This window comes from Acaryochloris marina S15 (assembly GCF_018336915.1).
GTDB classification, from domain to species: Bacteria; Cyanobacteriota; Cyanobacteriia; order Thermosynechococcales; family Thermosynechococcaceae; genus Acaryochloris; species Acaryochloris marina_A.
In genome coordinates this window covers 4,556,070-4,571,491 of the sequence record NZ_CP064923.1, presented here as the reverse complement: position 1 = coordinate 4,571,491, position 15,422 = coordinate 4,556,070, and the positions used below count along the sequence as shown (strand labels likewise).

Below are 15,422 nucleotides of genomic sequence, written 5' to 3'. Positions count from 1 at the left end.
GTAAGACTTTCCAAATCAGTTGAGAAAATTATGGCTGCAACTTGTTCTTTTGATATTGTTAGTGAATTTGAATGGCAGGAATTGGTCAATGCGATTGATCAAGCCAATCGAGAAATTAAGGCTCGCTACGATCTGAAAGATACTAAAACGGAGATCAAGCTAGATCCAACTGAAATCACGATCAGTACGGATAGCGAATTTACCCTGGATGCGGTTCATAATGTTCTGCAAACTAAAGCAGTTAAACGCAAGCTTTCCCTGAAGATTTTTGACTATGGCACCATCGAATCAGCCAGCGGCAACCGGGTGCGACAGGCCATTAAGCTCCAAAAGGGTATTGATGTCGAATTGGCGAAAAAAATTTCCAAACTGATTCGCACGGACTACAAAAAAGTTCAAGCCAGTATCCAGGGAGAGGTTGTCCGGGTATCCTCCAAATCGAAGGATGACTTACAGCAAGTCATGCAAAATCTAAAACAAGAAGATTGGCCAGTTGCCCTGCAGTTTACAAATTACCGTTAATCTTAAGAGTGGGCGATTCTACTTTTTTCTTGACCCGATTATGGAGGTATTATGCTGCGCCGGACTTCAGTCGCAACCATTGGCTTAGTTATTGGAACCATTCTCTCTGTCTTGGGAATGGCTGGGTACATCAATAATGAAACGACCCTGAATGTGATCACATTCTTTGTGGGTGTACCTGTGTTGGTGGGCGCTTTGGCCTTAAAAGCGGCTGAACTTGAGCCTATTTCTTTTAAAGAAGAGCCTTCTAGTGAAATGTTGGCTTTACGGGAAGCTCAAGCCACACCAACTTTAAATCAAGTGGTTCAGGATGTTACTCGCTATCGCTATGGACAAACTGTGCACTTGGATATTGCCCTAGACCGCTTGGGGCTCAAACCCAGTTTTGTTGATGAATGTCCCGTTTTGGTGGGGCTACGCGAAGATAATACTGAGGGCGCATATACTTTAGTCCTGGAATTTGAAACGCCCTACGTCCCGTTTGAAAACTGGAAAAAGAAAGAAGACCGATTTGCGAGCTTCTTCGGCCCTGGGATTAATGCTTTAGTCGAAGAGCCTAGTAAAGATCGTGTGGATATTTCGTTAATTGTTAAGGCTGCTTAAGCCTTAACAATTACAGGATTAGTGAGATAACCGCTGAATGTAAATCACTGATCACAAGAAGCCAGTCGATTTCAGGTTGATTAGATGGGGGTTGCATCATTGTATGTAATCCCCATTGATGGTTTTAGGCTCAGAGTTCCCCTTGTCGCTCAGTACAACTCTGGTCAATATTTCTAGCCACAGTCACATCCACCGCAATCCCCACAGCCATCTAAACCGCCTAATACATCACAATCTAGATCGCAGAGTTCAAATACGTCACAAATATCTAGGGGAATGCAGGCACTATCACACCATCCTGCACCACAATCCCCACAGGACTCTTGCTTCTTTCGACGTTTCTGAGATTTAGGCAAACTTGCGTTTAAGATGCGGCTCGCACCTTTGCAGGCTCGCAACCGCTTTTGAAAGCGAGGTATCGTACCAGCTAGCCCATCATCCTGGACTGAGCGTCGAAAGTATTCTGAGCAAGATATTCCCCCATAGAACCGTCTGTGAGCACAAGAGAATCCTTTGTAGGGAGATAGGTAGCGTTGGTAGTCGCGTACGCCCATCAGCGCTATCCATCGCAATAAATGACTGAGGTGAAGGCGTTCTGCTGCCTGAGCAACTGGAACAATCACAGCAGCAGAACGGGATATGATTCCTCTATTCACAAGTCAAACGCCTTCAGAAACGAGTACATGGATTAGGGTTCCCACTAGAAATCAATATCTAGGTTTCTGCTGATGAGTGAGGGGTAACTTTGTTATTGCTATTAAGAGTCGCAATTCAAGTTAGGTAACTCTCCTTTTAAAAAGATGTCGATTGTAAGGTGGGTGAAGAAGAGAGAGCGGATAGGATGGGTGCGTAAAATCCTTGTAAATGGATCAGGTCATGGTAAAAATTGGTTCGCAGCCATGCACAATAGCGGCTGGCTGGCGACGGTTGAAGCTGTTCACCTTGTTGGAAACTTTGCACAATGAGATGAGCTGCCATCATGCCGGAGGTCATCGCTTTGAGAACGCCATGGGAGGAAGCCGGGTCTAAGACTGCAGCGGCATCCCCCACCAAAAAGTAACCGGGACCCGCAGCGGGGTTTACGAGTCGCCAGGTAACGTCTACGGCTCGCGCTTTGCCTTCCGGAAAGAGATCGGCTAAATCTTCAGGATGCCAATGGGCATCGGGTTGACTATCAAAGGACAATCGAGTCCATTGATAGCGTTGGTGTTCCACCTTTGCAATCCAGGTCCATCCCTCAGCATCAGAGGCGATTAAAGGGGCTTGGTCCCGCTCTGGGCATTCTCCTGTCGCATAGCCGTAATAGGCTTTTAGGGGAGGAGAATAAGGTGTGGTTCTAATCCCCAGTTTTCGAGCTAACCATTGGCAACTGCCGGCAGCATCCACTACAAAAGCGGCGTCTATAGAACCTAATGTGGTATTGAGGCCTTTCACCTGTCCCTGGTTCACAATCGGTTCTAATGCTCGACAGGGTTGCAGAATCTGAACTCCTAGCGTTTGGGCCTGTTCTAGTAGAAGGGAATCAAACTGCGATCGCATCGCCTGAAACCCCAACCACGGTCCCTGCTCATCTTCACCAAAAGCCTGAAATTCCCGTTCTCCTTGCCACTCGATATAGTGGCCTGGATGGCGCAAAAAGCCTGCGCTCAGCACCTGCTCTGCGACACCCAGCTTCTTGAGTAGAGGTTCGATGCCTGGATGTAAAGTTTCGCCAGGATGGGAACGGGGAAACTCCGCTTGTTCCAGGAGGGTTACCTGAAGACCTTTTTGGGCACAGTGAATCGCTGTCGCTGTGCCGCCAGGCCCTCCACCCACTATGACGACATCGGCTTTAGGCAGTGATGACAAGTTGCCAGTCCTCCTGATTTCGGTTGACCAATACGCGGGGTAAGACCCCTATAAATACAGATATGTGATGGTCAAAGGCCGGTCTTTGACCATCACATAATCGTTTCACGTCATCAATGAGCGCCATAGCCGACATTCCCCGCATAAAAGAATTGCACTTCTATTTGTCTTATCAGCCCAAATCGTGTTTTTTACGCGGCTAAGATCTTAGAGAACTTTGCCTGACGAGGCTTCTCCAGGATGGGGATAGTCAAATTTCAGATTGATCTACAGTTTGATTGTGGTCTGGAACCGAGGGAAGAACAGTTGCTGCGAACAATCGTTGGCTTTCATCAAGATCAAGAATCCCATTGGGTGGCAGACCTAGATTGTGGCCATGCCCAACATACCCGTCATGATCCACCTTTCTTTCCCTGTCCTTGGGTGATGACGGCTGCTGGTCGAAGGTCTCGGATTGGGACTGAATTGGACTGTGGATGGTGCGATGGCAAAACAATACCTGATGGCTATGCTTCTTACAAACAAACTCCAGTCTTTACTGCCGAAACGATTCCCTCTGGATTACGCCAGCAACATGCGACCAAAAGAGGGGTTTGGGGCCTAATCCATGTTGTGAAAGGGACACTGATCTACCGAATTCACCACCCCTTTCATACTGAAGAAACCTTAGACCCTCAGACCCAAGGGATCGTCCTTCCCGAAGTCCAACACGATGTTCAACCCAGTAAAGATGCAAGGTTTTATGTTGAATTTTGGCGACGACAAGAGGAGTAGAACATTCAGCTCCCCCCTTTACCAAGGCAAGACCTCTCCATTGGCATGCCAGAAAGTACCCGTGTTTTCCAGGTTCAACTGATCGATTCGAGCCAATAATCCTTTTACAGACTGTTCAGGGGGAATTCCTTGGGGATTAAAGCGGGTCATCTGCGTCTGAACTAAGCCAGGATGTAGAATTGCTACGGCTATCCCTTTCGGCTTGAGATCATGGGATAGAGATTTCCCCGCCATACAAAGGGCCACTTTAGACATGCGATAGCCATAGGAGCTACCGGAGGTATTGTCACCAATCGAGCCCATCCGGCTTGTCATTAGAATCACCTTGGAGCCCGATTGGAGGTTGGGCAATAGGGCATGGGTCAGACGTAAGGGACCAATGGCATTCACTTCATACTGGAGGCGAATACTCTCAATATCGAGTGCCTCTAAAGTAACTCGATTTATAATCCCAGCATTATTGATTAGTCCATCCAGGAGCTGCCCTGCCAAGCGTTGAACGAGATCCGCCACAGAGGTGTCTGAGGTGATATCCACTTGGGTCTCTACCTGAATGCCCAGGGCTTCTAACTCAGGGGATGAGTTGCGGCAAGCTGCAATCACCGTTTCACCCTGCTGCTGAAGTTGTCGGCAATACTCTAAGCCAATACCGCGATTGGCACCTGTCACTAAATAAGTCGCCATAGAAAAATTTTGTTCACCCTATCAAGTTACTTCAACCACAAGATTTTGAGGCAGGTCTAAGGTCTGCATTGTTGAGCCATCATCATTGAGATGGGATATGTTAGTCAGACCCAAGCAATTCACCCACTATGCTAACGGCCGGGCAAGTCATCCAGGAAAGATATCAACTGCGGCAGCAGTTGAGGGCGCAACCGACTCGACAAACATGGTTAGCGACAGATCATCGGGCCACTCCTAAACCCACGTCAGTCATTATCAAGTTCCTGGCCTTTGGGCGAGGGATGGCATGGGATGAAATGAAACTTTTTGAACGAGAAGTTCAGGTTCTCCAGCAGTTGGATCATCCCCAAATCCCTCAATATATCGATTCGTTTCACATCCAAACCCCCGAACCTTGGTTAGGCTTGATTGAAGAATATATTTTAGGAAACAACTTACAAACGTTGATTGACCAAGGGCAAAGGTTTTCAGAGTCAGATATTTACGATTTAGCCACTCAAATTTTAGAGATTTTCATCTACCTGCATGAGCAGAATCCCCCCATCCTCCATCGAGATATCAAACCTAGTAATCTGATCCTAGCGCCAAGCCAAACCGTCTTTCTGGTGGACTTTGGGGCAGTTCAAAATCAATTACCCCAAGCGGGGTGCTCATTTACGGTTGTGGGGACCTATGGCTATACCCCTATAGAGCAGTTTGGTGGCCAAGCCGTCCCCGCCTCGGACTTATATAGCTTGGGAGCGACATTACTTCACCTATTAACGGGACTGGCTCCAGCCGAATTAGCTCAGTCTGATATGCGATTACAATTTCGCGATGGCCACAGACCGGCCTTCGGCCATCGCCTCACTCTCACAAACCACCTTGCTTCATGGCTGGAAAAGATGACCGCTCCTGCCCTAGCCGATCGTTTTAAGTCAGCAAGAGCGGCAGTATTGGCATTGACCCCTCTGAGTGCTCGAAAAATAGTCCCGGTTCCTGCTGAAGGACCTAGCACTCATCGGCTCCAAATTGATACTGATCCCGAGCATTTACAAGTACAGATCCACCCCATTTGGTCCTCACCCTTACCTAGATTGAAGGATCTTGCAGGGATGACATTTTTGACGCTTTTGGGACCTTTAGCTATCGTTGTTCTGGCCCTGTTGCCCATTGGCTTCAACTATACTCGCCACGCCCTTTTTTCAGGAGATATAGGAGGCGTTAGCATTGGGGTGCTGTTGCTCTGCCTAGGCAGTGTCCCTTGGTTTACAGGCCTCAATTGGCTAAAGCAGAACTTGACGAGCACCGTAATCGAAAGTTTTGGTCACCGATTAGTCATCAAATATCAGCTTTTGGGGTGGACCTATTGGCAACAGTCTCAACCCCACACAGACATTGCTGATATCTATGCGGTACCTCTAGCGAGAGAAGAAGAAACGGTCATGGTCAATTTCAAAAGTCGAGCTTTGGCTCTGGCCCATAACTTGAATAACCAGGACAGCCAACGATTGACCCAAGCGTTGCAACAGTGGATTGATCGCTATGGATAACGGCCCTCAACCTGAAAGCTAAGGCTTGGGCCCTTCGTCTTCTTCTCACAGTTGCTACCCTAGAGAATATTCTTTAGCTGCTGGTGAAAGAGAGTGATATCAGCCCATGTCGAGTAGGGATATTTCTATCTATAAAGGTCATCAAATTAAAATCCCGGTTATGGCCCTGTTGGGTTTGATGGGCTGCTTTCTGGCACTTTACTTCACCGCCAATCTGAGAGCGGATAAAGTAGCCCACTTAGCCATGAGCCTAGTGTTTTTATTTGCGACCTTGTCCAGTCTTTGGGATCGGCGATTACAGCTGCAATTGGGTAGCAACATCCTGTCCCTTGGGCTTGGCACTTGCATTGTGGGGGGAATCCTTTATCAAAGCTTGCGATCGCCGACGGGCTGGTACCTGGCATTTGCCCCTTTTGTCGCTGCCATCGGCATTATGCTTCTGGCCTCGGGTTGTCAGGCTTTGGGGCAATATCAAACAGAATTACTAACCCTCTTTTGCCTCGGTCTGCCGAAACTACTGCTGAAGTTTATCCCCGATATTTCTCCCATCACGGCTCAATTTTCGACCTATTTACTTTGGTACTCAGGTTTTTCAGTTCAACTCACCAACGATTTAATCCAGCTGCCCGATGGAGCGGTAAAGGTGGTTCCCTCTTGCTCAGGCTTGAACTTAATGACCTATATGTTTGCCATTACCGTGATCTTTCTGCTGATGTTTCCCCTACCCACTACAGCGAAGATTGTGGCTCCTATCGTTGCGGTTACCCTGGGGTTCGCCATTAATGGCATCCGTGTGGCCCTGCTGGCGCTTCTCTCGACCAAAAACGACCCTGCTCTATTTGACTATTGGCACAGTAATGATGGAGCCCTGGTTTTTGTTATGGTGACGGTTTTACTATTTGGTCTGTTTTGTGGGTGGATTGTTCGCCAAGCTCAGGATGATAATCCTGAAGAAGTGCTTTAAAGACGTAAGATTGGGCGGAAGCAGATCACAACCTCAATGACTCAACCTAAACTGGATCGCCTTTGGCGGGCCTATGCCACTCAATCTCGTTCCATCACTTTGATTCGCTGGCTAGGCTATGGCTTACTTCTATTAGCCCTGCTGGATTTGGGGGCGATTCTCATCCCCATTAATTTGATGAATCCTGTTTGGGAATTTCGCAGTATTGGGGCCATTGTAGAACGTATTCCTGTCCCTCTCATTGGCTTTGTTATGGTGTTTTGGGGAGAGCAAGAGTATCGTCGTCCTGGCGAAAAAATCATTCTCAAAGCCTTAACCTGGCTCACCTTAGCTCTAACGCTTCTTTTAGTGGCCATGATTCCTTTGTGTTTTGTAAATTCTATGCGGATACACAATTTAAAGGTAGAAGAAATTAATACCTTTAAGGTGCAACGTTTGGCCTTGGTTCAGCAGTTAGAAAAAAAGCTAGATCAGACTAATTCTGTAGATGAATTTCAGGGTCTTCTCAGTCGGGCACTCAATAATCGTCCTTCTGTAGCGTTAAATGCTAATCAGTCCCTCCCTGATATCAAGGCTCAAATTCCTAGCTTGTTATCCCCCGCCCGTGCTGCCATTGACCGTCAAGCTAAAGAGGCGCTTAAACAAGCTCGAAATGAGCAGCCTGGATTGTTGAAGCGGACGATAAAATGGTCATTAGGGGCTTTAATCGGTGCTGTCGTTGGTCTCCGAATTTGGCAAAGTACTCGCTGGGCTCGTAAAAAGTCCTATTTGTAAGGCAAGCTACAATACCAATATTGATATGTACGTTGGGGAATTTAGATGATTTCTCTTGTTTTCTGAACTTATAGACTGATTTCTCTGTTTGGATTTGTATCTTTGTAAATATGTGTAGAATGCCAATAGTTTCTCTCGCTTTCATTCACTTAAGCTATGCCATCTGTTGATAATTGTGATGATCCTTGGCAAACACCTTCTGCTGAAGTTGATGCTGAGGTTTTAGAAACGTCTCAACGCTTAGTTGAAAAGTCAGATGCTCAATGGCCACAGTCTGAGCCAGCATCTCCTAACCCAGAATTAGAACTCGCTCAGCAAAAAATTACCGAATTAGAGTTACAGCAAAAAAGAATTTTTCAGCGCAATGTTAGTTTGACGGCTGAAATAGCTCAGCTACGGGCAACAAATCAGCGTCTTACCCAAGAACTTGCTCAGCATCAGCGGCCTCCCCAAAAGCTAGGATGGTGGCAGAGGTTTTTTGGTGGATAAGCGTTTACTTACTGGCAAATCGGCGAACTGCAAATAAACTGCCGATAATCCCGACAACACTGCCAAATCCTAACAAAATGAGTGGCAACACAACGACTTGCCAAGGGGTAAGCTGTAACCCTTCTCCCAAGGTTTGTAAAAAAGTAGGCTGCTGTGCAAAGGCAGTTCGCATCAGCTGTCGGGTGACAACAATAAATATCCAGGCAATGACAGCGCCCACTAACCCAAAGGTGATCCCCTGCAACACAAAAGGGAAATAGATCCAGCTGGTGGTTGCCCCTACCAATTTCATGACTTCAATTTCTTGGTTGCGAGCGACCACAATCAGTCGAATCGTCGTGGTGATGACGGCGATTGCTGTCAAAGTCAGCAAAGCCACGACCCCTAAACTGATTTGACTAAACCCCCGATTCAGTTGTGTGAGGTTTTTCAGGGCTTCATCCAAATACTGAACGGTTTCCACCCCCCGTAGGCGAGCAATCTTTTTAGCCAATGTAGGGACAGCGATTGCAGATTTGGCCTGTACCTTGAGGGCATCGACTAGGGGATTCTCTCCTAGTCCTTCAGTTGCCCCGGCGATATCTGTGGTGCCCAGATCAGCCAGTAATTCTTTCCAAGCCTGATCTTTGGGAATGACTTCAATACTGGAGACATCGGGAAATTGAGAAATGGAGGATTTGAGTTGTGCTCCAGTTGCCTCTGGCTTCAGATAAACCGCAACTTCAAATCGAGATCCTAAATTATTGAGTAAGCCACTGACCTGCCAAGAGGTTTGTAAGCTGATGCCGAGTAGGAACAGCAAGACTGTAACGGTACTGATCGCAGCCCAATTCATCCAGCCGCCCCGTTTGAGTCCTCGTCCGGTTTCTTGCAACAAATAGGTGAGCTTTGTTGCCACCACCTTGAGTTGTTCAGGAACTTGGAACGGATGAGAACGCATTAGATTACCTGATCTGCGGGTACCACCTGTAAACGCCCCTGATCGAGCTGAGCAACGGGAGCTTTCACCGCTTGAATCAGTCCCATATCGTGGGTTGTTACTACCACTGTAATGCCAAGGCTATTCAGTTTTTTGAGAATCCCTAAGACTTGTAAGGCATTGTCTTGATCTAAATTACCGGTGGGCTCATCGGCCAAGAGCAATTTGGGAGAACCAACAATGGCTCGGGCAATACTGGCCCGCTGCTGTTCGCCCCCAGATAGCTGACTAGGGAAGCAGTCGGCCCGTTGTTGCAGGCCTACGAGTTTTAAGGTGGGATATAAGCGGCGGTCTATTTCGGCTTTGGGAACGCCTTGAGATCGCAACACAAATGCCACATTCTCAGCCACCGTCCAGCGAGGGATCAACTTATAGTCTTGAAACACTACCCCTAACTTCCGACGCAGGTGGGACAGTCGATTCCCCTTCAGTAAGCCAACATTCGTGCCAGCGACTCTAACTTCGCCGCGATCTGCTTGCTCAGCCCCATAAATAAGCTTCATGAGCGTGGTCTTGCCCGCACCTGAGGCTCCAGTTACAAACAGAAAATCTCCCTGCTTTAGAGTTAAATTTATGTCCAATAAACTAAACCGCGTCTGGGCATATACCTTGCAAACGTTTTTTAGCTGCACGGTGTAATGGGCATTGGCCGGAGTGTCCACTTGGGCTTTCAATCGCTTAAAAGTCGAAGACATGGTAGAGGTGGAAAAGGTCGCTTGGGTCATTGCTATTTACTTAGGGTATCCATTAAAGAGCACCAAGCAAACTGTGGTAACGCTAGCATTCGCCGCCAGCGCCAAGGTTCCTGATATAGGCGATAGACCCATTCCAGGTTGTTGTCACAGAGCCATTTCGGTGCGCGGGTTTTCGTTTCTGCCCAGATATCAAAGCTGCCACCAACCCCCACCCAAATGGCATGGGGACATAAATGGCGATGCTCTGCTATCCAGAATTCTTGTCTGGGAACTCCCAAACCTACAAAAATAACTTGAGGTTGCAGTTGCTTGAGCGTCTGGCAAAAATCGTCTAGTTCTTCGCCAGAAATGTAACCATTCTGTGTTCCTGCAATATTGATGGTGGGCTGCTGTTGCTGCCATTTTTGAGCTGCCTGCTCCGTTACACCGGGCGCGCCGCCATAAAAGAAAAAGGACCAATTGTTCTGTTCACTAGCTTGTAAAAGGGCCTCAGCCATTTCAATCCCAGGGCAACGATCAATCTTGCGCCCACGCAGGCGGAAATGCATGACAACCCCAGCCCCATCAGGGATTACAAGACCTGCCTCTTGGATAATCTGAGCTAACTCAGGATTTTCCCGAGCCTGCATGGTCATTTCTGCATTTAAGGTGACGACATGGCGTCCCTCGTTCTGAGCAATCTGAGCTGCCAACCATTGGGTATAGTCGGGCAGAATATCGACTGCTAATCCCAATATGGGCAAAGATTGGGGTTGCTCAGAAGTTAGCTGCATGGATATCAGTTGTATTCCCTACTGGTGTGGCCATTTGTGATGACTAAATCTTGGGTGGACACAGCGATGGCAGTAACAAACCTCTTTCCTAATAAGGGAAAAGAGGGAACTGTACCTGTAGGTTACCCATCGGATTTACTCATCCTGCCATTATCCCTTAAGCTCGACGGCTGGTGACGTTATCCAACCGACATCCTGCTCAATAGGCTGGCAAAAATGTCCAGCCTGTTCACTTTGATCCTATGAAGTTATCTGTTCCAAAAGGAATAAATATGCAGGATTCAGTCGCCTTATTCAGGGGACTGGCAGTGCCATAATGAAAATCGTAAATACTTCCATATCATTGACGGCTTGGGCTACGCATGGCAGGACATAGTAAATGGGCAAACATTAAGCGGCAAAAAGCGAGGGTGGATGCCAAGAAAGGAAAAGTGTTTGCCCGTCTCTCTAGAGCCATTATTGTGGCAGCCCGCCATGGCTCTGCTGACCCGAACGGTAATTTTCAGTTGCGGTCTGCCATTGATAAAGCCAAGGCAGCCGGTATTCCAAATGAAAATATTGACCGGGCTATTGCCAAGGGCTCAGGACAACTCGATGCAGAAGGAGACCAGTGGGAAGAAATTCGCTACGAAGGGTATGGCATGGGTGGTGTTGCCCTCTTGATTGAAGCCATGACTGATAATCGCAATCGGACTGCGGCTGATTTGCGAGCAGCGTTTAATAAGTATGGCGGTAACTTGGGGGAGACGGGCTGTGTCGGCTGGATGTTTCATCAACAGGGCGTTATTTCAGTCCTCGGGCCTGTCGATGAAGATCAACTTCTAGAATTCCTAGTGGAAGCAGGTGCAGATTCTTATGAGTTTGTGGAAGAAGATGATCAAGCGATTGCTGAAGTGAGCACAGAGGTGACGGTATTAGAAATCGTGACTGAAGCGCTGAAAGCCCAAGAATTCCAGGTTCTAGATGCTGAAATACGCTGGATTGGGGAAACGTCAGTTGCGATCGCAGATCCCGATCAAGCCAAATCTCTTATTCGTCTGATGGACGCCTTAGAAGATCTGGACGATGTGCAGTCCGTCACGGCCAACGTTGAATTTATGGATGAAGCCTTATCGGGCCTGTAAGGCTAAGTTCTAGGCCATTCATGCTATTGAGCTAACATAAATGTTTCTAGGAACCAACAGAAATTGATTTGAGTGATCTTTTTATGCCAATAAAAGGGCATTTTAGGTATAGGAATATCGGCCTTTCTCTTTTCAAAAAGAGAGAAAATATTCAGGTCGTGCACTCATTCATTGACGTCGATTTACCGCAAATAGTACCTTTATGCTGTCCTATGATCCGTTAACTAAGCGCTTGGGGAGTTATCTCATTGACGCTGGACTAGTCTCTGAATCTCAAGTCGATGTAGCCTTAAATGATCAAGAGGCTACTGGGATGCGTTTTGGTGATATCCTCGTTGAACGCGGGTGGATTAAGCGCCAAACCATTGAGTACTTAACGCGCAAAATTATCCGTATGGAGCGCGAAATAGGCGAACCTCTAAAGTCTGGACTGATTGAAACCAGCTATTCTCGAAAGAAAAAGCATTAATTCACCTCTATCCGGCGCTATTTTTTGCCCTCCTCGCATAGAAAGGCCTAGCTAATGGCGAATGCAGAACATCTCGACTTGATCAAGCAAGGCATTGAAGTTTGGAATAATTGGCGAGGGCAAAATCTCTTGGTCCGCCCTGATCTGGAAGGGGCGAACTTAAGTGGATGTATCCTAGAATCCGCCAATCTGGATCAGGTCAACTTAACCTATGCCAATTTAGAAGGGGCCGATCTGAGACAAGCCAACTTGCATCGAGCGAGTTTACAAGGGGCTAACTTACGGATGGCTGATCTGATTCATGCCAATTTAGAATCGGCTAACCTTGAATGTGCCAATTTGGAAGGGGCTGATTTGTACAAAACAAACCTTTCCCAATCTAAATGCCATAAAGCCAATTTATCCAAAGCCATCATCCGCAGAGCGAGCCTAGTCGGTGCCAATCTTAAAGCGACAGAGAACTCTCTCACCGATTATTTTCAAGCCAATATGATGCGGGTAAATTTCTATATGGCCAACGCGAATCAGGCCAATTTAGAAGGGGCAAACCTCATTGAAGCTAATTTAGGCTTGGCTAATTTCCTGGAAGCCAACCTTCGTAAAGCGAACCTTTGCCGTGCTAATTTGTATCGTGCTAATCTTTGTCGTGCGAATCCCTATGAAGCGCTACTAAAAGGGACGACCATGCCGGACGGCACGATTCATGACTAAGCGTGTAGCCGCAGTAATTGTTGCAAATGATTCAATAATCCTTCTGCCAAGATAGCCATACCGGCAACCGGGATGGCTCCGACCAGCAAAATTGCCGGTTCATTGAGGGCAAACCCGAGGGTAATAAACGCACCTAAGCCGCCAGCACCGATAAAAGCGGCTAAAGTTGCGCTGGCAATGACTTCCAGGGTGGCTGTTTTTACTCCTGATAGGATGACAGGTAGTGCCAAGGGTAAATCCACTTGGCGAAAGAGTTGCCACGGGGTCATGCCCATGGCTAATCCCACCTCTCGAACCGTGGCTGGAACGGTTCTAAAGCCCACTTCCGTCGCCAATAAAATTGGCGGGATGGCTAATAGACAGAGGGCAAACGCCGCAGCTTGAAAGGTGAGGCCCAATATGGGAATCAGCAAAAATAGGATTGCCAGACTCGGAATAACGCGCAGTCCATTAAACAAATTCAGCAGCACTATGGATCGCTTAGCTGAGCGTTGAGACCAGCAGGCACATTGCCACCCCCCATATCCGCCAATCACCATAGCTATCCCTAAGGGCACACTAACCAACAGCAGATGTTGCTGGATCGCTTCAATTAATTGATCTTGATGGGATGCTGCATAACGAGAGGCATCAATGAGCACCATAGCCACTCTGACCTAACATTTTTCTTGATGTATCGCCTGTGGATTTGCCGGTCGCCACAGTTTTCTTCCAGACTGTATTGGGAACAAGCCACCGATAAGATACCCTAGGAACTCAAGCTTTGATGGCAATGACCCATCACTTTGTTATCACTATTGAGAGACGACATTATTTTGGTAACATTCCCTCAGATTGGCACATTATATGGGATTGGTGTAGGCCCTGGAGACTCCGAATTAATTAGTGTTAAAGGCCTCAAGTATCTCCAACAATGCCCTATTGTTTCCTATCCTGCGGGCCTTAATGGTAACCCTGGAATTGCCGAACAAATTATTACGCCTTGGCTGTCTTCACAATATCGACTACCCCTAATCTTTCCTTATGTTCAGGAGCCTGAACAACTGCACGAAGCTTGGCAGCGAGCGGCAAAAACCGTTTGGAAGTTCCTTTGCAACGGGCAGGATATTGCCTTTGCCTGTGAAGGTGATATCGGCATGTATAGCACTTTTAATTATCTAGCTGATACCCTGACTAACCTCCAGCCCAAGGCTCTAATCCAGCGTATTCCGGGGATTAGTTCACCGATGGCCGCAGCTGCCGCCTTGAATCTTCCCCTGACCTATCAGCGAGATCGATTGGCCATATTACCGACACTACAAAGACTTGAAAATTTAACAGAAGCATTAACGTGGGCAGATGTAGTGGTCTTGCTGAAGGTGAGCAGTGTCTATCCCAAGGTTTGGCAAATTTTAAAACAACACAACCTCTTACAGTCTAGTTCCGTCGTCATCCGAGCCAGTACTGATGAGCAAGAAATCTACCCTAATCTTGAGCAATATCCAGACTTAGAATTGCCATATTTTTCTCTCCTGATCATTACCAAGAAGGCTGGCACTAAAACCAATTTGGATTGATAGCCAAGTTCTCTTTATTTCCTGAAGAGAACCTCTCATGAATAATGCAGGCTATGGTGGGAAAGAGTTTGTGGTGTTGCTTCCGAATACGCCCCTCGCTGGTGCAGCCCACATTGCTGAGATTGTACGGACGGCAGATGAAGCCCTAATGATTCCCCATAAGGCTTCATCTGCTAGCGATCAGGTTACCCTGAGCTTAGGGGTGGCAGCTTTCATCCCCAATACCCAACAGTCCCAAACAGAGTTACTTGAAGCGGCGGATGCTGCCCTTTATCGAGCCAAACAACAAGGTCGCAATCAAGTTATTTCATGACTTTCAAGGGATTTTAGAAGGTCGAAGGGTTCGCCGATAAGTTACGAACGGTATCCGTCTCAGAAGTTTGAGAGGTGCCTGCCCACCTTAAATAATCCTCAACAAGCTGATGTCCTAGTCTCTGTTTGAAGGTTAAAAAGATGCCTTGCAGAATCCGCTGGCCCGCTGCTTCTAAGATCGGTTGCGGGGTCATCCAAAAAAGTGGGGGGAGTTCAACGCTCACACTGACATCTCCCTTACCCATCAGTTGGGCTGGGCCATCGGTAGCTAGGGGATATAGTTTGCCGTTTAATTTGAGATCAAAACGGTTATTAATATACTCAATACCGCGAATTTCACAGCCAACAGACTGTAAATGTACGGTGCCGTTGGGTTCTGCCCATACCTTCAGGTCGACGACAGGCTGAAAACTCATGGCCAGAAATTCTCGGGGGCGCATGGTGAGCCGGAAACAGTCATCAGCAAGACGCTCAACTCGGCTACGATCTGTGAGGGCATAAACCAAGCGACGGGGCTGGCGCAAATAATGCTGAATGGGTACAGATGCGTCTGGAACAGTGATTAAGACGGAATGGGAGGCTGCAAAGTTAAGTTGCATAAACGAGAGCGTGA

Annotated in this window: 21 protein-coding genes; 12 read left to right on the top strand and 9 right to left on the bottom strand. The window is 47.4% G+C overall.

Annotated elements, in window-relative coordinates; genetic code table 11:
• The first annotated feature begins 30 nt into the window (after nt 1-30).
• Nucleotides 31-522, top strand: coding sequence for a YajQ family cyclic di-GMP-binding protein (locus I1H34_RS20860; RefSeq protein ID WP_212662861.1), 492 nt, complete (start codon nt 31-33; stop codon nt 520-522).
• A 51-nt stretch (nt 523-573) separates the two neighbouring features.
• Nucleotides 574-1,125 (top strand): DUF2854 domain-containing protein, encoded by a 552-nt coding sequence (locus I1H34_RS20855; protein ID WP_212662860.1) that lies wholly within the window; start codon nt 574-576, stop codon nt 1,123-1,125.
• Between the two features lie 173 nt (nt 1,126-1,298).
• Here I1H34_RS20855 and yidD read toward each other — a convergent pair whose 3' ends face one another.
• The 3 genes from yidD to I1H34_RS20840 all read right to left on the bottom strand — a co-directional run bounded on the left by yidD (nt 1,299) and on the right by I1H34_RS20840 (nt 3,100).
• A complete protein-coding gene (yidD, locus tag I1H34_RS20850) occupies nt 1,299-1,781 on the bottom strand; it encodes a membrane protein insertion efficiency factor YidD (protein WP_212662859.1) in 483 nt (160 codons plus the stop codon).
• Between the two features lie 136 nt (nt 1,782-1,917).
• Complete coding sequence (locus tag I1H34_RS20845) at nt 1,918-2,973, bottom strand: NAD(P)/FAD-dependent oxidoreductase (protein ID WP_212662858.1); 1,056 nt, start codon at nt 2,971-2,973, stop codon at nt 1,918-1,920.
• Entirely contained in the window at nt 2,957-3,100 is a 144-nt protein-coding gene (locus I1H34_RS20840) for a hypothetical protein (RefSeq protein WP_212662857.1), read from the bottom strand. Before I1H34_RS20840 ends, I1H34_RS20845 begins: the two co-directional genes overlap by 17 nt.
• Nucleotides 3,101-3,213: 113 nt before the next feature.
• Between I1H34_RS20840 and I1H34_RS20835 the strand changes: the two genes are divergently transcribed.
• Complete coding sequence (locus I1H34_RS20835) at nt 3,214-3,747, top strand: DUF3565 domain-containing protein (RefSeq protein WP_235109734.1); 534 nt, start codon at nt 3,214-3,216, stop codon at nt 3,745-3,747.
• 18 nt (nt 3,748-3,765) lie between these two features.
• Here the strand turns inward: I1H34_RS20835 and I1H34_RS20830 are convergent, their stop codons facing one another.
• On the bottom strand, nt 3,766-4,431 hold the full coding sequence (locus I1H34_RS20830) for an SDR family oxidoreductase (RefSeq protein ID WP_212662856.1): 666 nt from the start codon (nt 4,429-4,431) through the stop codon (nt 3,766-3,768).
• Nucleotides 4,432-4,559: 128 nt separating this feature from the next.
• Between I1H34_RS20830 and I1H34_RS20825 the strand changes: the two genes are divergently transcribed.
• From I1H34_RS20825 to I1H34_RS20810, 4 genes are all read left to right on the top strand, one after another.
• Nucleotides 4,560-5,963: a serine/threonine protein kinase gene (locus I1H34_RS20825; protein ID WP_212662855.1), complete on the top strand. Its 1,404-nt coding sequence runs from the start codon at nt 4,560-4,562 to the stop codon at nt 5,961-5,963.
• A gap of 106 nt (nt 5,964-6,069) precedes the next feature.
• The gene (gene crtA, locus I1H34_RS20820; RefSeq protein WP_212662854.1) at nt 6,070-6,927 is read left to right on the top strand and encodes a cyanoexosortase A; all 858 of its coding nucleotides are present in this window, start codon (nt 6,070-6,072) and stop codon (nt 6,925-6,927) included.
• 36 nt (nt 6,928-6,963) lie between these two features.
• Nucleotides 6,964-7,701: an HpsJ-like protein, cyanoexosortase A-associated gene (hpsJ-A, locus tag I1H34_RS20815; RefSeq protein ID WP_212662853.1), complete on the top strand. Its 738-nt coding sequence runs from the start codon at nt 6,964-6,966 to the stop codon at nt 7,699-7,701.
• Nucleotides 7,702-7,857: 156 nt separating this feature from the next.
• Entirely contained in the window at nt 7,858-8,190 is a 333-nt protein-coding gene (locus I1H34_RS20810; RefSeq protein WP_212662852.1) for a hypothetical protein, read from the top strand.
• A 4-nt stretch (nt 8,191-8,194) separates the two neighbouring features.
• On the opposite strand, the gene I1H34_RS20805 is transcribed toward I1H34_RS20810, so the two are convergent.
• From I1H34_RS20805 to I1H34_RS20795, 3 genes are read right to left on the bottom strand one after another with little or no spacing between them, the layout of a single operon-like run.
• Nucleotides 8,195-9,130, bottom strand: a complete 936-nt coding sequence (locus tag I1H34_RS20805) for a cell division protein FtsX (RefSeq protein ID WP_212662851.1) — start codon at nt 9,128-9,130, stop codon at nt 8,195-8,197.
• On the bottom strand, nt 9,130-9,894 hold the full coding sequence (gene ftsE / locus I1H34_RS20800) for a cell division ATP-binding protein FtsE (RefSeq protein WP_212662850.1): 765 nt from the start codon (nt 9,892-9,894) through the stop codon (nt 9,130-9,132). The genes I1H34_RS20805 and ftsE overlap by 1 nt, the downstream gene beginning before the upstream one ends.
• A gap of 2 nt (nt 9,895-9,896) precedes the next feature.
• Nucleotides 9,897-10,637: a WecB/TagA/CpsF family glycosyltransferase gene (locus I1H34_RS20795; RefSeq protein WP_212662849.1), complete on the bottom strand. Its 741-nt coding sequence runs from the start codon at nt 10,635-10,637 to the stop codon at nt 9,897-9,899.
• A gap of 362 nt (nt 10,638-10,999) precedes the next feature.
• On the opposite strand from I1H34_RS20795, the gene I1H34_RS20790 reads away from it, so the two are divergent.
• The 3 genes from I1H34_RS20790 to I1H34_RS20780 all read left to right on the top strand — a co-directional run bounded on the left by I1H34_RS20790 (nt 11,000) and on the right by I1H34_RS20780 (nt 12,941).
• Nucleotides 11,000-11,761 (top strand): YebC/PmpR family DNA-binding transcriptional regulator, encoded by a 762-nt coding sequence (locus I1H34_RS20790; protein WP_212662848.1) that lies wholly within the window; start codon nt 11,000-11,002, stop codon nt 11,759-11,761.
• 202 nt (nt 11,762-11,963) lie between these two features.
• Complete coding sequence (locus I1H34_RS20785; protein ID WP_212662847.1) at nt 11,964-12,230, top strand: hypothetical protein; 267 nt, start codon at nt 11,964-11,966, stop codon at nt 12,228-12,230.
• Between the two features lie 54 nt (nt 12,231-12,284).
• Nucleotides 12,285-12,941 (top strand): pentapeptide repeat-containing protein, encoded by a 657-nt coding sequence (locus I1H34_RS20780; protein ID WP_212662846.1) that lies wholly within the window; start codon nt 12,285-12,287, stop codon nt 12,939-12,941.
• On the opposite strand, the gene I1H34_RS20775 is transcribed toward I1H34_RS20780, so the two are convergent.
• Complete coding sequence (locus I1H34_RS20775) at nt 12,938-13,585, bottom strand: ABC transporter permease (protein ID WP_212662845.1); 648 nt, start codon at nt 13,583-13,585, stop codon at nt 12,938-12,940. The two genes, I1H34_RS20780 and I1H34_RS20775, sit on opposite strands and share 4 nt — an antisense overlap.
• Nucleotides 13,586-13,756: 171 nt before the next feature.
• Between I1H34_RS20775 and I1H34_RS20770 the strand changes: the two genes are divergently transcribed.
• Together I1H34_RS20770 and I1H34_RS20765 are read left to right on the top strand one after the other, a co-directional pair.
• The gene (locus tag I1H34_RS20770; protein ID WP_212662844.1) at nt 13,757-14,497 is read left to right on the top strand and encodes a precorrin-2 C(20)-methyltransferase; all 741 of its coding nucleotides are present in this window, start codon (nt 13,757-13,759) and stop codon (nt 14,495-14,497) included.
• Between the two features lie 37 nt (nt 14,498-14,534).
• Nucleotides 14,535-14,810 (top strand): diguanylate cyclase domain-containing protein, encoded by a 276-nt coding sequence (locus tag I1H34_RS20765; protein WP_249369449.1) that lies wholly within the window; start codon nt 14,535-14,537, stop codon nt 14,808-14,810.
• A gap of 13 nt (nt 14,811-14,823) precedes the next feature.
• Here I1H34_RS20765 and I1H34_RS20760 read toward each other — a convergent pair whose 3' ends face one another.
• Nucleotides 14,824-15,408 (bottom strand): DUF1997 domain-containing protein, encoded by a 585-nt coding sequence (locus tag I1H34_RS20760; protein ID WP_212662843.1) that lies wholly within the window; start codon nt 15,406-15,408, stop codon nt 14,824-14,826.
• Nucleotides 15,409-15,422: the final 14 nt, after the last annotated feature.